This window comes from Paraclostridium bifermentans, assembly GCF_964259345.1.
GTDB classification, from domain to species: domain Bacteria; phylum Bacillota; class Clostridia; order Peptostreptococcales; family Peptostreptococcaceae; genus Paraclostridium; species Paraclostridium bifermentans_B.
The window spans coordinates 327,114-348,696 of sequence record NZ_CAXVJR010000003.1 but is presented as its reverse complement, the minus strand read 5'-3'; the positions used below and the strand labels follow the sequence as shown (position 1 = coordinate 348,696).

General features: G+C 27.4%; 16 protein-coding genes. 1 reads left to right on the top strand and 15 read right to left on the bottom strand.

Annotated features, from left to right (window positions below; translation table 11 throughout):
- Positions 1-41: 41 nt before the first annotated feature.
- From ACEXNK_RS07985 to ACEXNK_RS07915, 15 genes are all read right to left on the bottom strand, one after another.
- Positions 42-1,718 (bottom strand): N-acetylmuramoyl-L-alanine amidase, encoded by a 1,677-nt coding sequence (locus tag ACEXNK_RS07985; RefSeq protein WP_373598175.1) that lies wholly within the window; start codon positions 1,716-1,718, stop codon positions 42-44.
- Positions 1,719-1,907: 189 nt separating this feature from the next.
- The gene (locus ACEXNK_RS07980; RefSeq protein ID WP_373598176.1) at positions 1,908-2,825 is read right to left on the bottom strand and encodes a TraB/GumN family protein; all 918 of its coding nucleotides are present in this window, start codon (positions 2,823-2,825) and stop codon (positions 1,908-1,910) included.
- A 385-nt stretch (positions 2,826-3,210) separates the two neighbouring features.
- Positions 3,211-3,888: a transaldolase family protein gene (locus ACEXNK_RS07975; RefSeq protein ID WP_373598177.1), complete on the bottom strand. Its 678-nt coding sequence runs from the start codon at positions 3,886-3,888 to the stop codon at positions 3,211-3,213.
- Between the two features lie 60 nt (positions 3,889-3,948).
- Entirely contained in the window at positions 3,949-4,311 is a 363-nt protein-coding gene (locus tag ACEXNK_RS07970; RefSeq protein WP_373598178.1) for a PTS glucitol/sorbitol transporter subunit IIA, read from the bottom strand.
- A gap of 28 nt (positions 4,312-4,339) precedes the next feature.
- Positions 4,340-5,362 carry a PTS glucitol/sorbitol transporter subunit IIB gene (gene srlE, locus ACEXNK_RS07965; RefSeq protein ID WP_373598179.1) on the bottom strand — a complete coding sequence of 341 codons (1,023 nt, stop codon included), beginning with the start codon at positions 5,360-5,362 and terminating at the stop codon, positions 4,340-4,342.
- A gap of 12 nt (positions 5,363-5,374) precedes the next feature.
- Positions 5,375-5,926, bottom strand: coding sequence for a PTS glucitol/sorbitol transporter subunit IIC (srlA, locus tag ACEXNK_RS07960; RefSeq protein ID WP_373598180.1), 552 nt, complete (start codon positions 5,924-5,926; stop codon positions 5,375-5,377).
- Between the two features lie 24 nt (positions 5,927-5,950).
- Positions 5,951-6,397 carry a transcriptional regulator GutM gene (locus tag ACEXNK_RS07955; RefSeq protein ID WP_373598181.1) on the bottom strand — a complete coding sequence of 149 codons (447 nt, stop codon included), beginning with the start codon at positions 6,395-6,397 and terminating at the stop codon, positions 5,951-5,953.
- A gap of 14 nt (positions 6,398-6,411) precedes the next feature.
- Positions 6,412-8,340: a BglG family transcription antiterminator gene (locus tag ACEXNK_RS07950; RefSeq protein WP_373598182.1), complete on the bottom strand. Its 1,929-nt coding sequence runs from the start codon at positions 8,338-8,340 to the stop codon at positions 6,412-6,414.
- Positions 8,341-8,370: 30 nt separating this feature from the next.
- Entirely contained in the window at positions 8,371-9,192 is an 822-nt protein-coding gene (locus tag ACEXNK_RS07945; RefSeq protein ID WP_373598183.1) for an SDR family oxidoreductase, read from the bottom strand.
- A 211-nt stretch (positions 9,193-9,403) separates the two neighbouring features.
- On the bottom strand, positions 9,404-11,230 hold the full coding sequence (gene glmS / locus ACEXNK_RS07940) for a glutamine--fructose-6-phosphate transaminase (isomerizing) (RefSeq protein WP_373598184.1): 1,827 nt from the start codon (positions 11,228-11,230) through the stop codon (positions 9,404-9,406).
- Positions 11,231-11,781: 551 nt separating this feature from the next.
- Positions 11,782-13,950: a bifunctional diguanylate cyclase/phosphodiesterase gene (locus ACEXNK_RS07935; RefSeq protein WP_373598185.1), complete on the bottom strand. Its 2,169-nt coding sequence runs from the start codon at positions 13,948-13,950 to the stop codon at positions 11,782-11,784.
- Between the two features lie 285 nt (positions 13,951-14,235).
- On the bottom strand, positions 14,236-16,407 hold the full coding sequence (locus ACEXNK_RS07930; RefSeq protein WP_373598186.1) for a bifunctional diguanylate cyclase/phosphodiesterase: 2,172 nt from the start codon (positions 16,405-16,407) through the stop codon (positions 14,236-14,238).
- A 343-nt stretch (positions 16,408-16,750) separates the two neighbouring features.
- The gene (locus ACEXNK_RS07925) at positions 16,751-17,440 is read right to left on the bottom strand and encodes a sugar phosphate nucleotidyltransferase (protein WP_373598187.1); all 690 of its coding nucleotides are present in this window, start codon (positions 17,438-17,440) and stop codon (positions 16,751-16,753) included.
- A 21-nt stretch (positions 17,441-17,461) separates the two neighbouring features.
- Positions 17,462-18,388, bottom strand: a complete 927-nt coding sequence (locus ACEXNK_RS07920; protein WP_373598188.1) for a DMT family transporter — start codon at positions 18,386-18,388, stop codon at positions 17,462-17,464.
- Between the two features lie 20 nt (positions 18,389-18,408).
- Positions 18,409-20,241 carry a winged helix-turn-helix transcriptional regulator gene (locus ACEXNK_RS07915; protein ID WP_373598189.1) on the bottom strand — a complete coding sequence of 611 codons (1,833 nt, stop codon included), beginning with the start codon at positions 20,239-20,241 and terminating at the stop codon, positions 18,409-18,411.
- 212 nt (positions 20,242-20,453) lie between these two features.
- On the opposite strand from ACEXNK_RS07915, the gene ACEXNK_RS07910 reads away from it, so the two are divergent.
- Positions 20,454-21,476: a DmpA family aminopeptidase gene (locus tag ACEXNK_RS07910; RefSeq protein WP_373598190.1), complete on the top strand. Its 1,023-nt coding sequence runs from the start codon at positions 20,454-20,456 to the stop codon at positions 21,474-21,476.
- Positions 21,477-21,583: the final 107 nt, after the last annotated feature.

Genomic DNA, 21,583 nt, shown 5'->3' with positions numbered 1-21,583 from the left:
CCTTAGTCTAATAAGGCAGCTTAAATTTTAAAAATAAATAATTATTTAGCTTCACTTAACATTTTAACTGATTCTGCTCTAGTAACATTATTTATAGGTCTGAATGTTCCATCTCCATATCCATTTATAATTCCATTGTCACTTAAAGCATCAACATGTGGTTTGGCCCAATCTGAAATTTCATTACTATCTACAAAAGTTAAGTTTCCATCACCTTTTGTATTTAAAACTGTAGATATTATTTTAGCTGCTTCTTCTCTTGTTATAGGTGCATTAGGTCTAAAAGTATCATCTCCATATCCATTTATATATCCTTTATTTATACCAATACACACATCATTGTAATACCAATCCTCTGGGTTTACATCTGTGAAGTTTTCCCCAGATACATTTGTAAATCCAAATACTTTGTTTACAACCTTAACAAACTCAGCTCTAGTTATTTGATTATCTGGTTTGAATGTTCCATCTCCATATCCATTTATATATCCTTTATCTACAAAATCTAATATTTGCTGCTCAGCCCAATGTCCACTTATATCACTAAATACTGGTACTTTTTCATCTATAGCTATATATCTTCCTGATACATATCCATATCCACCATTATATTTAATTTTGTGCCATCCATTTTGACTTTCAACAATTTCTACTTTGTCTCCACCATTTAAAACGCCTATTTTAGGATAACTTGTTCCATATCCACTTCTTACATTTAATGTATCTGTATTTATGACTTTCCCAGTATTTATTACTGGATAATCTTGTCCATCTAATTTTATATTATCTTTTAGATATTTTTCTACTCCATCAGCTATAGATGTTGCTAATTTATCTTGATATGCTGGGTTTACTAAATTATTATAATCTGATTGCGTTGATATAAATCCACATTCAAATAATGCAGAAGGCATATTAGATTCTCTTAATACTGCTAAGTTAGCAGGTTTTACGCCTCTGTCTCTTGCTCCAGTATTGTTTATTGCATTTGTTTGTATATTTGATGCAAGAGGCTTATACATTTCTTTATTTTCATGATAATATGTTTCTATACCCGTTGCAGCTACTCCATCTGCTGAGTTTTGATGTACAGACACATATGCATCTGCTCCATAATTATTTGCCATATCAGCTCTTCCTGATAAAGATATAAAAGTATCATCAGTTCTACTCATTTTAACTTCTATATTCTTAGCTTGTAGTTTTTGTTCAACTCTTTTTGCAACTTCTAAGTTAACATCATCTTCATTTTTTCCACCAATACCTGGCGCTCCTGAGTCGTATCCACCATGCCCTGCATCGACAAATACTTTATAATAATCTCTGCTTCTACTATCATCTGCTTTATAAAAACTATAATACTTAGGAGCCCCTGGTACATAAACTTCTATTATGTGTACTTTATCCCCTATTTGTTGACTTAAAAATACTGTACCACTTCCAATAGCTTTTACTTCACCTTTTTCATTTATAGAAACTACATTGTCATTAGACAACTTCCAGTTTGGATGTTGTGAAAAATCTATCGTTTCTCCAAGATGTAAAGATATACCATCTTCCACTGTAACTTCTTGTTGTCCATAACTTTGTATAACTGTCTTTAATTCATTTTCTAATGGTTCACTTGCACTTGCTACGACTCCATTAGATAAAATAGTTAATGCGCATACTAAACTTGCAGTTAATATACGTTTAACTACGTTTTTTCTTTTACTCATTAATTCGTCTCCCTTCACCTAATATATTTCTTTTTTTACAATGTCTTTCACTATTATCTATGATAGCACAAAGTTTTAATATTAACAAATCTGTAACTTGATTTTTTAGTGAATTTTTAGTATGTTTTATATTTTTTTGCATAAAATAAGATATTATCTATTTTCGGATAATATCTTATTTTATTTAGTCTAGCTTTTCAATTTTGTTATTTTATAACCTTTATCTTCTAATAATTTTAATATATTATCAGGTCCAAAGAAGTGTCCTGTCCCTACAGCTACCATATATTCATCCTCTTCTTTAGCTAACTTGTCTATTTTATTACTCATATCTATATTTCTGTCTGTAAGTACCTTATCATAACTTTCTTTATCATTTTCAAATAGTTTTTCTTGACGTTCTCTCATATAATTTGAATCACCTTTTATAAATGAGTACATACATTCATTTAAAGTTTTTTCATATTCTTCTACCGTTTTAGAGTTAAAAGAATTTATATCTTCCTTTAATTTTTTAGTTGTTGAATTCAATAAACTATAATGATTTTTAATATCCTCAAGTCCAATAACCTTTTTATAATTAGAACTATATATATCTTCTAACCATATATCACTACCGTCTTCTTGATATCCTACTTTTGTTAAAATTGCATAATTAATTTCATTGCAAACTCCCATAGGTGTCATATTTTTTACATCTTTATATTTAACATCTAAAGATTTTAATATTTTATCTAACTTATCTCCTTCTTCTTTTGTTAATAAGTCTTTTATTTCACCTTCTTTTAGATATTTATTTTCATCTATATATTTTAATATTTCTTGTACTGATTTTTCATTTGTAGATGATACTTCTACTGCAAGTGCATCTGTTTCTTTTTGTATTTTTTTCATGGTATCATTTAGGTAATTGATATTTGATTTGGATGGATGCATAGTCCCTACTAGATATATTGAATCGTTTCCTTTTTCAGCTTTCCAAAAAAAACCTTTTGCTTTTATTGGTTTTTGAACTAATTTATTTTGAGCAGATGCTTGGCATCCTAAAATTAATATTGGTATCATAATAGCTACTAGCGTTACTATTATTTTTTTTGTAAATTTCATTTTCTCTCCCCCTAATTACTGCCCTTTTGTTATTATTATAACATACTTCTACATTTCATCCCAATTTATTCCAATTTCAATTTTTTTAAATTTCATATATTAATCAAAGAAACCTCTTAAATAAGTTATCAATTATCATATTTTTGATCGTTTAATTCATTTCGTAACATACTTCATGCTATTCATGTTTTTTATATCATATTGACTTTATAAGGTTATTTTTTTAATTTTTAAATTTTTTTGATTTTTATCATAAAGTTTGATCGTTAGGGACCGTATAATATATAATGAGGCGAGCCAAATTGCTCTCACAATTGTATATTATAAATCTTATCTACATATTATCCTATAAATATACCCACTAAGAAATTAGTGGGTATATTTTTTATATATTTTTCATTGTTTTTTCTTTTCCAAAAGTTTCTTCAAATTCATAAATAAACTTATCTAGTGCACAATTTACACTATCTAGATTTATTAATCCTTCTAATACACTGGGGGCTAATGTTGCCGCTCCTATACCGTATTTAGTAAGTTCTAATACTTGTTGACTATTTTTAAAGCTAGCAGCTAAAACTTCTGTATCCATATTGTTATTTATTAATATATCATTTATATCTTTTGTAGTATTTACTCCATTGGCACCTAAATTGTCTATTCTATTTACATAAGGCGCTACATATTTGGCACCAGCTTTACCTGCTAAATATGCTTGCATAGGAGTATATACTGTTGTTGCTGTTATATTTATTTTATCTTTTACTAAATCTTTCATAGCTTTTATACCTTCTTTATTTGCAGGTATTTTTATGTATGTATTATCTCCTAATTCTTTTAAAATTTTATGAGCTTCTTTTATCATATCTTCACTCTTACTTGATATAACTTGAACGTGAAGTTCTAAGTCATTTCCTAAAAATTCTCTTATTTCCTTTAAAACCTCATATGGATTTTTATTTTCTTTAGCTAATATAGATGGATTAGTTGTGACTCCGTCTATTGGATAGTATTTACACATTTCTTTTATTATGTTTATATTTGCAGTATCAATTATAAGTTTCATTTATATTCTCCTTTATTTTAAAATAGCCTTAAGGTTATTATCCTTAAGGCTATCTTTAATTTAAGCTATTATTGATATTTCGCTACCTATTACTAATTTAGGTACTTCTTTTTTCTCTACATATATACTTCCTGGTAAACTAGCTTCTGTAGCTCCATCAAATACTATAGTTATATGTCCTAAGTTAACAAGATTTTTCTCAGCTACATCACCTACTGCTGTTATTTTATATTCATTATTATCGATTACTAAGTTTTGTCCTACTTTTATAGTTTCATTTACTGGTAATACATCTATGCAGTAACAAAAGTCTTTTAATGTATCTGGTGCATTATCTCCAAATAATATAAACATTTCTTGATCTTCAAATGATTCTACTGCGCTTCCTATGCTTTTTATGTTATTTTTATATATTGTGCTCATAATAATATTCTCCTTTAATCTTTTTATTCTATTGATATAATCCTATACTTGCTGCCCATGCTATTAATACACGAGGTACTCCTGTTAAGAAACGAGAGTATAAAACTGATGGAACACCAACTTCAACTGTTTCTGCATCAGCTTCTGCTAATCCAAGTCCTACTGGTATAAAGTCACATGCACATTGAGTGTTTATTGCAAATAATGCTGGTAGTGCTAAGTTTGGAGCTATATGTCCAAGACCTATTTCAACCCCTATTAAGGTACCTATTACCTGTGCTATAACTGCTCCTGGTCCAAGTAAAGCTGATAAGAATGGTAGCGAACATATAAATCCTAGTATTACAAGCCCTATTCCATTTCCAGCTAGTGGCACCATTATTTTAGCAAACCAATCACCTATTCCAGAACCTTGTATTATACCTATTAGTAAGGCAACAAATCCCATGAAAGGTAGTATAGTATTTATTACTGTTTGAACTGCATCACGAGCAGCTTGGTTAAATGTATTTATAACCTTACCAGCTCCCATACCTATTTTAGTTATTAAGCTTTGATTATTTCCTTCTGCTAATGTTTGTGATACTTTTTTATCTGCACTATATTTAAATTGTCTTTGAGTTTCTTCTTTTTCTACAGCTTGTGTTCCTTCTCCTACTTCAATTTCTCCATCTGAACTAGCTGAAGATATTTGATCTACGCCTACTGCTGATACATATATATCTTCTGTTATGAATTTTGCTAGTGGTCCACTTTTACCAACTGGCATTACATTTATTGTAGGTATTCTCTTTTGTGGATATATACCACATCTAAGAGTTCCTCCACAGTCTATTATTACTAAGAATATACTTTCTTCTGGTACTGATGTTTTAAACCCATTAACAGCTTCGCACCCTGTTAATGCAACTATTTTATCTACTATGTCAGGCTTAGCTCCTCCACCTGTTATATATAATAGTATATTTTTTTCATCTGTTGGCTTTACTGTAAGTGGTCCACCAAATCCTCCAGTACCTTTTTTTATCTCTATAGCATTGTATTTTGTCATCTTTAATTCCCCCTATTGTGCACTTTTAAGTTCGTTACTTAAGTTAATTCCTTGTTGTTTCATAACCATCTTTGTTGTAAAGTCAGTTGCCCAACCACTTATGAAGTTACATACAAGTCCTACTAATAAATAACGTACTGCAAGAGGCATTGTGCTGTATCCTAATGTTTCTATACCACTTGCAACTCCTAAGTATATAAACACTTCACCTGGATTTATATGAGGGAAAACTCCACTACTTGTGTGGCAGAAATAACTTGCTGATGCATAATAACTTGGTTTCATTCTTTCTGGCATGAATCTACCTAAAGATAGTGCCATTGGGTTTCCTAGCATAAATGCTCCTAAAAATGGTACAACCATGTATCTTAATATAGGGCTTTTTGCTGAGAATTTTGCAAATCTATTTATCTTATCTTCACCTATTAATCTTATAAGTGTGTTCATTGCTATTAATAAAAGTAATACTTGTGGAATTATTCCTGTAACCCATCCTGAAAATACATCTGCTCCTGTTTGGAACAATCCCATAAAGCCTTCTGCAAACTTAATTATAAATTCCATAATACCTATTCCTCCTGTTTGATTTTATTTTTGTCCTACTACTTTTTTAAATGAACCTGTTATACTTGCAAGAGGGCTTTTAGATTCATCTATCACTCCACCTGCCATAATTGTTATGTAATTTGAAGAGGCTTCCACTACAGCTTTTCTTACTTGTTTTGGATAATCTTTTGCATCTTCTTCGCATAACGAAGCTATATTTTTACCTTCAAAACCAGAGATAGTTTTAAATCTTGCTAAAACTGTAACACCTGTTAAGTATGAACCTTGTATTATATCTCCTTTATCGTCTATGGCAAACATTGCAATGGCTCCTGACTTAAATCCACCTTTTTGTTTCCCAATGGCAACTCTTCCTATTCTTCTTAATTTGCCATAATGCTGTGTAAAACTTTTCATCTGCATCATAGTTAAAATGTACTGTAATACAAATGCCAATCCAAAACAAATAATTAAAAACCAAAAGTTCATTAGAATTTCCCTCCTCAATTTAAAATATCGTTTTCCCTAATGAAGTAAAGTAATACATCTCTATAATTTTTAAATTTAGAGATATCCTCTATTACCTTATCATTATTAGAAATTGAAATAATCTCATTATAAATTTTAATTAGTATAGTTTCATCTACTCCAACGTCTTCTGGTATTCCTAGTAAAAATACCAATTTTACGCCTTTGTTGTCTTTTGAATTTATTTTTTCATCAAATACTCCTAGTGCTAGTACAACTTTATCACTTTCATAGTTTATTACATGTGGAAAAGCTATGTTTTTATCAAATACCATTGTTGAGTTAGCTTCTCTTATTTTCATTCTTTCTTTGAAACCAAAGTCTACATATTCATTTTCATAAAGATTATCAATCATTAAATCTATATTTTCTTCGTAGCTTAAGTTTTTATCTAGTATGAAAAATTTATCTTCATCTAATAAACTCAGTAAAACCGAGTCCATTCCTTGTAATAAAGGTACTTCTAACTTTTTAGTAAACTTAACTTGTTCTATTTTTTGTCTTAACTTAGATTCATCAAATATTGCATCTAAGTATATTATTGGAGTTAAACTTCTAGACTTTATGTTTATTGTTGAAAGCACTAAATCATAATCGTCTAGTAACTCATCTGTGACTTCGTTTGTTGAATATAAATCTATTTGTGCTTGGTAGTCTATTATCTTTTTTAACTGACTTTTTATAAGTCTTGCCGTTACTCTTCCTGTTCCGCACATTATTGCTATTTTGTAAATTTTATTGTTTTCATAATTATTCTCAGATATAAATACTCCAAAGTATATAGCTAAAAATCCTACTTCATCTTTAGATAATTTAAGATTAAATTTTTTTTCAATCAAATATTTTGAAAGTTCTGCCATTTTATAAGCCACCGAATACTTTTCTTTTATATCTTCTATAACTGGGTTTTTAAGTTTTATATTAAATTTTAATCTGTTTATCATAAAAGTAATATGATATAAAAATTCATCAAATAAATCTCCTGGTATTATTTTTATGTTCATTTCCTTATTTATAAACTCTACAATCTCATCTACAAGCTCAATAGCTTCCTCTGATACTTGAATATGTTTTGCTCCATCTATGTTCATTGGTGTACGCATACCAACTATAGGTAATGTAACAAAGAGTTTTTCATTTTGAGGAATCTTTGTATGAATTTTTTTCTCAATTTCTTCTGTAAACAACTCTATAAGTTTATAAGCCTTTGTATTAGCTAATTCTTTGTATTTAGGATCTATATCTTTTATTTCGTATCCATTTAATAATCTGTCTATCATTAAAGTAAAGGTCTTTATGAAATATTCTATCGTACTAGGTCCTAAATGATTTTTCTTGGCGATTTCTCTTATAGAATCTATAATGTCTTTATCTATGTTGTAATCCATGTAGATTAAGTCGTACATATTATCTAATATAAATATTCTTAAACTTAATTCACTTCCCTTTAAGATAAGTCCATTATTGGTTTTTCCTTTTATATCTATATCATGCTTTTTAAGTTCTGTCCTTAATTTTTTTAAATCTCCTACAAGTGTAGTTCTTCCGATGTTCATTTCTTCTGCAAGGTCATCAATTAAGTACGGTATTTCACTGTTCATAAGCTTATTTAAAATGTATGCTACTCTTTTTTTCGGAGAGTTAAACATATAATCTTGACTGTTAATGTTTAATTTCTCTTTTTCAAAGTTTTTCTGATCTATAATATATAGTCTATATTTACCTTGTTTTAATTCAATTAATCCGTATCCTTTAAGCAATTCATTTATTTCTTTGATGTCATTTTTTACCGTCTTTGTGCTTACATCTAGTTTACTTGCAATAGAGCTAGATGTGGCAGAATTGCTTCGCTCTATTATTTTTAATATTTTAGCTAAGCGATTTTCATTATTAAAATAACTCATTAAATCCTCCTATCTGCCACAAGTTTGAATTTATCCTCTTGTTTTTCCACCAGCTATGTTTATAGTTACACCATGAACATAATCTGATCTTTTAGAGGCTAAGAAACAAACTAAGTTGGCTACCTCTGATAGTTTTCCTGATCTTCCTAATGGTGTTGTTGATGTTTTGCTGTAACCTGCTCTTAAATCGTCTATTGTTATTCCTCTTGTGTATGATAAAGCTTCTTCGTAAGCTAGAGTTCTAAGTCCTGTCGCTTCAAGTATTCCTGGCGCCACCCCTATAACTCTTACTCCTTTTTTACCTAATTCTTTTGACCAAGATCTAGTTAATGAGTTAACTGCATTTTTAGTCGCTGCATATATTCCTTGTCCTTCAGAACCTTCAAGTCCACTTTCTGATGACATATTTATTATTACTCCAGAACCTTGTTTAACCATTTCTCTACCTGCTATTTGAGCACATAGGTAAACTCCTTTTATATTTACATCTACTACTTTAGTATATATACCTTCATTTAATTCATATTTACTACCTTCTTCTTTATCATCTATTAGTAAACAAGGTATGTTTATTCCTGCATTGTTTACTAATACATCTATACTTCCAAAAGTCTCCTTAGCTTTATTTACCATCTCTGTAACTTCTTCTCTACTTGTTACATCCATTCTTTGGTATAGCATTTTTCCGCTGTCTTCATTTATTTCAAATTTAGGTTCTTCTTTGCTTAAATCACAAACTACTACGTTAGCTCCAAGATTTAAAAACTCTTGCGATACCGCTTTCCCTATGCCTGAAGCTCCACCTGTTACTATTACTGTTTTATTTTCTAAATCTAACCATGATTTTTTCATTTGCATTCACCCCTAATAAGTTTTATCATTTTGTTAATTTAAGTTTATCAAAGGGGTAATTTTTAATTAATACAACTTTTTTCACGTTGTATGGAAATTATATGTATAATTTGTAGCTTTTTGTAGAAATTACATGATTATTGTTAAAAAAATATTAACATCTATATAGTAAGAAAGAGCTGTCTATAAATAGACAGCTCCTTATTTTTAATTATTCAACTGTAACTGATTTCGCTAAGTTTCTTGGTTTATCTACGTCACAGCCTCTTAGCTTAGCAACATAGTAAGCTAATAATTGAAGTGGTACAACACTTAATATACTAACTAGTATATCATCAGCCTCTGGTATATATATAACCTCATCTGCTGCTTTTTCAACTTCATCATTATGGTTTTGAGTTATAGCTATAACATATGCTCCTCTTGCTTTAACTTCTTGTATATTTGAAACCATCTTTTCAAATAAAGCTCCTTGAGTAGCTATTGCAACTACCGGAGTTCCTTTGTCTATTAAAGCTATTGTTCCATGCTTTAATTCTCCTGCTGCAAATGCTTCTGCATGTACATATGCTATTTCTTTTATTTTTAGTGCCCCTTCTATTGCTGTTGAATAATCTAGACCTCTTCCTAAATAGAATATATCTTTAGTATTTTCTAGATGCTTAGCTATATTTAATATATGACTATCATCTTTAAATATTGATTCTATTTTTTCTGGCATTTCTTTTAATTTTTCTACTGTATTAAAGTAGTACTCTTTAGTTATACTATTTTTCTTCATAGCAAAATCTAGTGCGATCATGTAAAATGCTATAAGTTGTGTAGTATATGCTTTAGTTGATGCTACTGCTACTTCAGGTCCTGCCCAAGTATAAAATACATCATGAGATTCTCTTGCTATTGATGAACCTACAACATTAGTTATAGATAATACTCTAGCTCCTTTTGATTTTGCTTCTCTTAAAGCTGCTAGTGTATCTGCAGTTTCTCCCGATTGACTAGCTATTATTAATAATGTATTTTCATCTATAAACGGATCGTTGTATCTAAATTCAGATGCTATATCAGTTATAACTGGTATTTTTGCAAATTTTTCTATTGCATATTTACCTATAAGTCCTGCATGATATGCAGTTCCACATGCTACAATGTACACCCTATTTATTTTTTCTAAATCTTCTTTAGTTATTTTTATATCATCTAAATGAATTTGTCCATCTTCATTTAATCTTCTTTCTAAAGTCTCTTTTACTCCATTTGGTTGTTCATGGATTTCTTTTAGCATGAAGTAATCATATCCACCTTTAGATGCAGCTTCTACATCCCAAGTTATTTCATTTACTTTTTTGTTAACGACTTCTTTATCTTTATTTAATACTTCTACTTTATCTCCTACTATATGTACATACTCATCATTTTCTAAGAAATAAACGTTTCTTGTATATTTTAATATTGCAGGTATATCTGATGCTACAAAGTTTTCTCCTTCTCCAAGTCCAACTATTAATGGACTGTCTTTTCTAACAGCTACTAATTCATTGTTGTTATCTTTGCATATAACACCAAGTGCATAAGCTCCTCTTAATCTTTCAGTTGTTTTATAAACAGCTTCTAATAAGTTTCCTTCGTAATACTTATCTACTAAGTGAGCTATAACTTCTGTATCTGTTTGTGATATAAACTTAACCCCTTCTTTTTGTAACTCTTCTTTTATCTCCATGTAGTTCTCTATTATCCCGTTGTGAACTACAGCTATAGTTTCATCACTGTTAAAGTGAGGGTGTGAGTTTATATTTGATGGCTCCCCATGTGTAGCCCATCTAGTGTGTCCGATTCCAAGTCCCCCTGATATAGGATTTTTCTCTAGTTCTCCTTCTAGAATAGCAAGCTTCCCTTTAGCCTTTCTTATCTCTAATTCGTTTCCTGTGTTTACAGCAACCCCTGCTGAGTCATAACCTCTGTACTCTAGCTTAGATAATCCTTCTATAAGAACTTCCGTTGCTTGTCTCTTTCCTAAATAACCTACTATTCCGCACATATTCATGTCCTCCTAAAAATATTATTAAATTTTATATTTTTAGAGCTTAGTCAAAATTTACTTAAATTTCCCTTTGTTCATAAAATCACTTTTATTTTTTCAAGAAATTCTTCGATGGTAAACACACCGCAGAGCATCCGCCGATAATTCGATTAACTCTGTCCTCGTCTACTTAGATATATCTAAGTCCTGGCGCTTTTAGTTATAACTGACTTTACTCTAATTGTACTTAAAAATAAATCTAATTTTAGAAACGTTTTCTTTTTTATTAAAAAAAGTTAATTACTACTAAAATTCAAATTGAAAGTACAACATCATTTTAATACTTATATGATAATTTTTCAATATTAATATTTTTTATTTAGCAAAATTTCATTTTATTTTGTTGAATTTTGTGGGTATATTTTTGTGTAAAAAAAGAGCGCTCTATGGAGTAAGAGCGCTTAAAGATGTATACGCAAAACTTTTGCGTATGAAAATTATAACAAATTAATTATACAACTTTATATTTTATTTTTCCATAAAATGGATTAAAATCATTTATTTTAGCACTAAAATAAGTATTTTTTTAAAATTTCAATATTAAGCGGCTTATAATATACATAACCTTGTATCATATCACAATTAAAACTTTTTAATATTTCTACTTGTTTTACATTTTCAATACCTTCGCATACTACATCAGTATTATATTCTTTCGCTAAATTAATTATAGATTTTAATAAAGCCCTAGTTCTTTCATTGGTCTCAACATCTATAGCCATACTCCTATCTATTTTCAATGTATCTATATCTAATTTTTTTAAGTTACATAAAGTAGACATTCCTGTTCCAAAATCATCCATAGATATTTTAACTCCAAACGCTCTAATCTCTTTTATCTTTTCATTTATAAACTCAATATCATTTAAAGCTGCTGTTTCTGTTATTTCAAATTCTAATAAATTAGGATTAATTTCATATTTATTTATAGTTTTTACTATATAATCAGTTAAGTCTGTTTGATATAATTCCTCTCTTGAAAGATTGATTGAAATAGGAACTATCCTTTCATTATTTTCATTGCACTTTTTAATTTCACTACAAACTTTTTCTACTACCCATTTTCCAATTAGATGTATATCTCCATTTTTTTCTGCTATAGAGATAAATATATCCGGGGGAATATATCCAACATCTTTATGTTTCCATCGTATTAACGCTTCTGCAGAAACTATTTTTTCTGTTTTTAAATTTACTTTTGGTTGATATACCACACTGATTTCATCATTTTTAAGCGCATCTTTTAGATCTCTTTCTACTATAAGTTTTTGATGAATTTTATATCCAAGTTCACAATTGTATAAATAATAAGATGAATTTTTACTACAAATTTTTTTAGCTTCCATTCTTGCTGAATTTGCATTATCAATTGCTTTTCCTATATGAACTTTATTCTCTAATTTAAATATTCCCATATTTATCCTTAGATCTATTTTGTTTTTAGTATAATTGTATTTAGTTATATGATTAATTAGATAATTTATTTTTTCATCAAGTTCTTCATTATTTTTCAACTTAAAAAGTACAGTAAATATATCTTCTCCTATCCTTGCACTTACATTTTCAAAATCTATTGTTAATATATTATTTGCAACTAATTTTAATAACTCATCTCCACTGTCATATCCAAATAATTCATTTATTAACTTGAAGTTTTTGATATCAAATGTAGTTAGAATATATGTATCTTCCTCTTTCTTTTTAGAAATTATTTCTTTGCAATCCAATTTGAATTTCACTAAATTTCTTAGCTTTGTAAGTGTATCAATCTCACTAGTCTCTTTTATCTCTCTAGCTTTTTTTATATCTTTATTAGTAGCTAAAATTGCATATGAAATTAATATAAGTATTATGCCTACAATAGCTATAGCTATCGTGTTTTGAGTTCCTAAAAAAACTTCTCTAAGAGGTGCTACTGATACCGCATATAAATTAGTATTTTCAATTTTTTTATATGCCATAGTATAGTTTTTTCCACCCTCGTGAAATTTAGCTATTTTATCATCTTTATATTTAACTATTATTTGGTCGATATCTTCACTATATAATTTTTCTTCTCCCTTAGATGCTATAACAATTTCTCCATCTTCATTTACAATATCTACTTTTATCTTATCTGAAAATATATTGTTTACTAAGCTTTTTTGTAAAATTTTCTCATTCTCAAGTCCTACTATTACCCCTTCTATTTTATTGTCTATAATCAGAGGTCTTGAATATACTATATTTTGCTCAGTTTTCAATCTACCTTCTACTATATCACTTACAAACTTGTTTCCTTTAATTGATTTTTTAAAGTAATTTCTATCTCCAACATATATTTTTTCACCGCTACCTATATTTAAATATCCATCTTTGCTTACTACTCCTATATAGCTAAATAAGCTATTATTACTAACTTTATTTATATGACTAAGCTCTTTGTCTTCATTATAATCATCTTTATATAAATTTTTCATATCCTCTATATATCTATTTACATAGTATAGCTTTTCCATGTTATTTTCCAAATCTAGCGATACCTTATTTGCAAATTGATTATTTACTTCTATAACAGTCTTTTCTGATTCTGAATATAAATTTATAGCTATAGTTATTAAAAATACCATACTTATTATAGAAATGAACATTATTCCTCTGACTCTTTCTTTTACTAATTTCCGTTCAAATATTTTCATAAAATAAGTCCTCTTTTCCCCTACATAATTTTAATTGTACAAATCTATTTTTTGATAGTAATATTTTTTTATTCAAAAAATCCCTATAAATTTTAATCCCCAAATCATAAGTCTTATCTTATTTAAAATTTTTTTAAAAATATCCTTTTTTACTTTCAGCAAGATGTTGATATAACTATACTCTATAAGTTATCAAAAGATATTCGTTGAACATACATTCCTTAAGCGTAAAAAGGGCTATATCAAAATTAATTTTATTATTTTGATATAGCCCTTTAACTTTATTTAATTTTCCTTAAGAATTTTTTTAAACTCCTTTAATTCCAGCGGTTTGTAATATACATATCCTTGTATCATATCACAATTTAAAAGTTCTAAAATTTCAACTTGATTTGTATTTTCAATTCCTTCACATACAACATCAAAATTATACTCTTTTGCTAAATTTATTATAGCTTTTAAAAGTGATTTTGTTTTTTTATTAGTTTCTAAATCTGTTGACATACTTCTATCTATTTTTAAAGTATCTATTTCTATGGTTTTTAAATTACATAAAGTAGATGTCCCTGTGCCAAAGTCATCCATAGATATTTTCACTCCAAAGTTTTTTATTTCTTTTATAACTTTATTTATATGTTCTACATCATTTAATGCTGATGTTTCTGTGACTTCAATTTCTAATAATTGTGCTGGTATATCATATTTCTCTATAGTTTCTTTTATAAAATTAGAAATATCTGTTTGATATAATTCTTCCTTCGAAAGATTTACTGAAATTGGTACTATCTTTTCATTAGTTTCTATACATAATTTTATTTCTTTACAAACTTCTTCAATTACCCATCTACCAATTAAATTTATATCTCCATTTTTTTCTGCTATTGGTATAAATATAGCTGGAGAAATATATCCAAACTTTTCATGTTTCCATCTTATTAAAGCCTCTGCTGAAACAATTTTTTTGTTTTCTAAACTAACTTTAGGTTGATATACTAATTGTATTTCATTATTTTTTATTGCATTTTTCAAATCTTTTTCCACAATGATTTTTTGTTTTATTTTACATGCCAATTTATCATCATATAAATAATATGAATAATCACTGTTTAATTTAGATTCTAATCTAGCTGCATTTGCATTTTCGATAGCTTTTCCTATTTCATTATCCTCACCTTTTAACTCAAATACACCTATGTTTAATCTTATTTCTAAATTACTTTCAATACATCTATATTTTACAATATACTTATTTAAATATCTTACTTTTTCATCTAAATCGTTTTTGCACTTTTCTTTAAAGAATAGTGTAAATATATCTTCTCCTATTCTTCCACTTATATTTTCAAATTCTATATCTCTTATGTTATCAGCTATGTCTTGTAATACCTTATCTCCGTTATCATGACCTAACATATCATTTATTATGTTAAAGTTTTTAATATCAAATACTAAAACTACATAATTTTCATCTTTAGCCTTTTTAGAAATAATTTCTTTGCAATCTTTTTTAAATTTAGATAAGTTTCTAAGATTAGTTAAATTATCTATTTCACTCATAGTTTTTAATTTTTTTCTTTCTCTTATATCTTTTATTGATGCTATAATTACATATAATATTAAAATTAATAATATCGCTATATTAAATATCTGTATAGCCTTTTGAGTTCCTTTAAACACTTCATTTAATGGAGCTGCTGATACTACATACCAATTACTATCATTTATTTCATCATATACTGTTATGTATGGTTCTTTTTCCACTTTAAAAATCTGAACATTATGAGAATCATTTTCTATATTTTCTTTATCTATATATTCTCTGTATATTTTTTCTAAGCCTTTTGATTCTAATACGACATTTCCTTCATTGTCAAAAACATCTACATTTATATTCCCTGAGAATACATTATTAATAAGGTTATTTTGTAGTTTCTGTTTGCTTTCAAACCCTATTATTGCACCTTGTACATTGTTATCTATAATCAAAGGTCTTGAATACACGATATCTTCTTCAAGGTTTAACCTATTTTCATCTATTTTACTTATATAATATTCTCCATTAATAGCTTTTTTGAAATATTCTCTATCTCCTACATATACTTGTTTATTGTTTCCAATACTTAAGTATCCATCCTTATTTACTACTCCTATATATTTAAATAAACTACCTTTATTTATATTGTTTATATCACTTAGAAATTCTTCTTCATCATAACTATCTTTTTCTTTATTAAAATTATAATTTATATATTCATTTATATAATCTAGTTTTTCTATATTAGTTTTTATGTCATTTGAAATTTTGTCAGATATTTGTTTATTTATTCCTTCTATTGTTTCTTTTATTTCAGAATATAGATTTGTTCTTACTACTGTTATAAAAATTATGCTTATTATAGATATGACCATTATTCCTCGTAATCTTTTTAAAACTAAGTGTTTCCTGAAATTCTCCATATAAACAAATCCCCTCTTTTATACTTTATTGCTTTTTAATTTAATGTTATTTTGTTCACATGCTAATAGTATATATTGAATCCTGGATCAAATCAAATTATTTTTATTTAAAATATTTTTTTTTATAAATTATTTATTTTAAGAATAGTTAGAAAAGTAATTATTTAAAAGTTATTTATATCACGTCTACCATAACTTAGTACATTTTCATAAACATTTTATGACTAATCACAATCTATTGATCCTAATATATTTCATAAAAAAATAACTGTATCTATATAGATACAGTTATTTTTTTACTTTTTATAACATCATTTATACCATTGATTTAATTTTTAATTTATTACATCATGTCTTTTAATAAGTCATTTAATTTATCTAAATCTTCTAGAGAATCTATTTCAAAGGAATCCTTATCACCTATTTTATTTACATAAACATCTAGTTTATCTAAGTTATCTTTCACAATATCATCCCAGTATAAATCTTTAAAATTCCCATCTTCTACACATTTTTCTAATTCTTTAACTATAGTTATAGCATCATCTTTACTCCAATATGATATTCCTGATAAAATATATCCTTCTCCATCCGATACTACTATATCATTAACTTTATTATTTTCATCAAATAATAATTTCCATTCATTTTTAAATCCTGTTTTATATCCACTAAAATACGTAGATTTTTCTATATTTTTATCTAAGAAGTTTTTATGTAAATAAACATCTGCATCTATTACATAACTATCGCCTAAATATTCTCTAACTAAATACATAGTATATATATTATTATATATATCAAACTTATCATTATGAATAAGTTTAACTCCATATTTTTCTTTAAGATATTCAAATTTTTCATTTAAATATCCAGTTACAACTATTATTTCATTAACACCTATTTCATTTAAAAATTCAACTTGTTTCTCTAGCATTGGACGTCCATTAACTTCTACTAAAGACTTTGGTGTTGTTAGAGTTAAAGGTCTTAATCTTGTCCCCATTCCTGCTGCTAAAAGTATTGCTCTCATAAATATACTCCTTTAATAAAATTAATTTTTAGAAACCATGATAGATCCTATTATTATAAGAATACTACATAATATTAATTTTAATGTAATATCACTACCTAAAATAACTATATCAAATATTATAGCCCATATACAATAAGTTATATTTAACCCTGTTGCTTTAACAGGTCCTATTGAATCAATTGCTGTATAATAAAATATATAAGATGCTGTTCCTACTAATGCTGTAATACATATTAAAATAGATAGATTAGAAGTAATAGCTTCTCCAGATAATCCTATACCACCTATCATAGGTATTATAATAATCCCATAAAATAAAGCCGATACTAGTTGTCTTATTTGTAGTGCTTGAGTTGGACCAACTTCATCTTCCTTCATTCCATAAGCACATATAACACTTTCTAATGACCATCCTAATACACATACTAAAGCTAAACCAAATCCTAATAAATAATTACTATTTTCTATTTTATCAGGAGAGTATCCTAGTATTATTACTGACGTAATACTAATTATAAGTCCTAAAAAAGCTCTTTTGCTTAATTTTTCTTTTAAAAACAGATATGCCCAGAATGCGCCTACTGCAGGATATATAGCAGATATACTAGCAGTGTATCCTGCTCCTATATACTTTATGGCTAATAAATAGGATGCCATTCCTATTGGTCCCCCAAATAAGGCCGCTATACAAATATATTTTCCACTTCTTGTTTTTAGTGCTTTTATAACTTGTTTTAACTGCTTTGTTACTATCATATATAAAAACATCCATAAACTAGAGAACATATCATGTAAAAATGCACTGACAAACGGTGCTAATAATATTGCTTTTGGTGTTTCTATAAACGGACTACTACTAAGGATTATACCTGTTAAAGCCGTATCTAATCCCCATAAAGCTCCCGACATTACGCCTGAAAACAAACCTGTATTTTTATTAACCATACTTACTCTCCCATACTATTTTATATTTTTTTCAAATTCTCTTTTGCTCTATTGTATCTATCTTCTCCATAAGTTCCAAAATTGTCGCCTTTTGCTTCCTTTATATTTGTCCATATACTCCATAAGAAGTCCTGACAAATTTTATATATAAGAATTTTTGTTCTATATTTTTCTTCTACATTATTATTAAAATATAAATTCAAGAATAATTCTTCTTCATCTTCGCTAAACTCACACTCTAATGCATGTGCCGCTAAATCCCACATAGGATCGTTCATTCCTGAATATTCCCAGTCTATTAAGTATATTCTTTCATCATCTTTTACAAAGTTTTCTGGAACAGTATCATTATGACAAGCTACATTTTCAATTCCAATATCATTAAGTATATTTTTTAAGCTTAGTACTTTTTTCTTTGTATCATCATAATCTTTAAAATTACTTCCATTTGCTTCTTTTAATAGTTCTTCATATTCTTCTATTTTTTCAAATACATCAAATTTGTTTACAAACATAGAGTCAGATGTATGAAGCTTTCTTAATATATCAGTAATTTCTATCATATTACTTTCTCTTTTTGCACTTTGAGGAGTTATTGTTTCCGCATTATTTATATACTTAGCTAGTTTTACTCCAGTTTCTTCATCAAAATATAAAATATCCGTATCTAGATTCAATTTGTTAGCTACTAAACTATTATTTCTTTCACTGTATCTACTTATCATTTCTTCAGTTCCACTACCTGGTATTCTTAATATATAGTCTTCATTGTTCATATTAACCTTAAAGTTTTTATTTGTCATACCCCCAACAGGTTCTACTGTATTAATATCTTCACTACTTATATTAAGCGCCTTAGATAAAAGATTCTTTATATTATTAACTTTTATTTCTTGCTCTTTTCTTTTTAATTTCGGATATACATACTTTATTGCTCTTTCATAATGATCTTTATCATCTATTTCTGTCCAAACTAAGTTATCTGGTTTTATATATCCGATTTTATAATCTCTTGCGATATCCATTAATGCATATTCATAATTTAAATATGGATTTTTATTGTCTTTAAATAAATCTAACATTTTATTAAAGACTTCATAAGATATTTTACTTATACCTATCATTTCACCATCTATCTTATTAAATTGATGAATATCTTTCGCCATTTTATAAATATATCCATCTCTTATTTCTACTAATGCTTCATCTCCAGATCCACTTTCACTAGTTATAATCATACAATCTCTATTTTTATCTTTTAATATTTGTTCTATCGCTCTTTCTTCAAATATCATGTCATTTTCAAGTAATATAAAATCATCATCTATAACATCTTTTACCCTAGCTAGAGAGTTCATTGTTCCAGTCCATTTATACTTATCATTTTTCACAAGTACTATGTTTTTATCTTTTGCATATTTTTCAAAGTATTCACTTTTATATCCTGTTACTATAACTATTTTTTCTATTCCGTTTAAATTTAATATATTTATAAATCTATCTATTATCTTTCCATCTTCTAAATCTAAGAAAGCTACTGGTTTTTCAAATATCTTCTTTTCACCCGCTGCTAGTATTACAGCTTGTTTTATTTTTTTATTTTCATCATTATGTATAGATATTTTTTCTAACTTGTTTTCTTTTATATGTTTTTCTAATTCTTCAAATCCTATTTTAGTTAGTCTATATTCTTGTTTACTTGAATTTTTTACAATTTCTATCAGTTCTTCTTTTTCCATTTTCTTTATTATTGAATTAACATTTCCTATAGATAACCCTGTATTTTTACTTATATCTCTTTGAGTTATGTTTTTATTTTCACTTATATATTTTAATATTTTGTATTCTTTCATAAGCCCCTCCTCTTGTTCATTTTTTGAACATATTAATATAGTAGCACAATTTTTATGTATTTCCAACATTTATATTCAAAAACTTATATGAATATAGTTCTATATTTAAAATGCACTTCTTTATTTTTAACCATTTAATGAATTTTACTTCAATTTAGCAAGTAAATTGTATACCATTTAAAGTATATATTTTAAAAGGGGGAGAATTTATCATGGGTATAGATAAAAAATTTAATATAAACATAGGAAATACTAAAAAAGGAATTAAAAACTTAATAACTGATGTTCCTGGTGTAGCTGTTGGTCATGTTACTTTAGATAATGGAAAAATTAAAACAGGAGTAACAGCTATACTTCCTCATGAAGAAAATATTTTCAAAGAAAAAGTTATGGCATCTTCTACTGTTATAAATGGCTTTGGAAAAAGCATTGGCCTTGTTCAAATAGAAGAACTTGGTAATATAGAAACTCCGATTATAATGACCAACACCTTAAGCGTAGGAACTTGTACAACTGGACTTATAAAATATATGTTATCTCAAAATGAAGATATAGGTACTACTACAGGAACTGTAAACTGTACTGTTGTTGAGTGTAACGATGGATTTTTAAATGATATAAGAGGTCTTCACGTTAAAGAAGAGCATGTATTTGAAGCTATAGAAAATGCTAGCGATATCTTTGAAGAAGGTTCTGTTGGAGCAGGAACTGGAATGAGCTGCTATCAACTTAAAGGTGGTATAGGTTCTTCTTCTAGAGTTATACCTTTAGATAATAAAGAATATACAATAGGTTCATTAGTTTTATCTAACTTTGGACTTAAACCTGATTTGATAGTTGATGGTAGAAAACTTGGTAAAGAAATAAAAATAAAAGAAAATGAACTTCTTGAAAAAGGCTCTATAATAATTATTATCGCTACAGATATACCTTTAAGCGAAAGACAACTTAAAAGAGTTTCTAAAAGAGCTAGTATATCCCTTGGAAGAACAGGATCTTTTTTAGGTAATGGAAGTGGAGATATATCTATAGCCTTTACTACCGCTAATAAAATAAAACACTATGAAGAAAATGATTTAATAAATATTGGTTGTATAAATGAAAATAAAATAGATACTATATTTAGAGCTTTGGTAGAATCTGTTGAGGAATCTATTTTAAGTTCTATGATTCATTCTAAAGATACGATAGGAAGAGATTCTAATAAACGAGAAAGTATACTAAATTATTTATAAACTTTATAATTTTAATTAAACATCTAACATTTCACATACATTACATATACATGTAGTAATATACTTTTAATTAATCTTAAAATACATTTTAATTAAAAAACATTCTA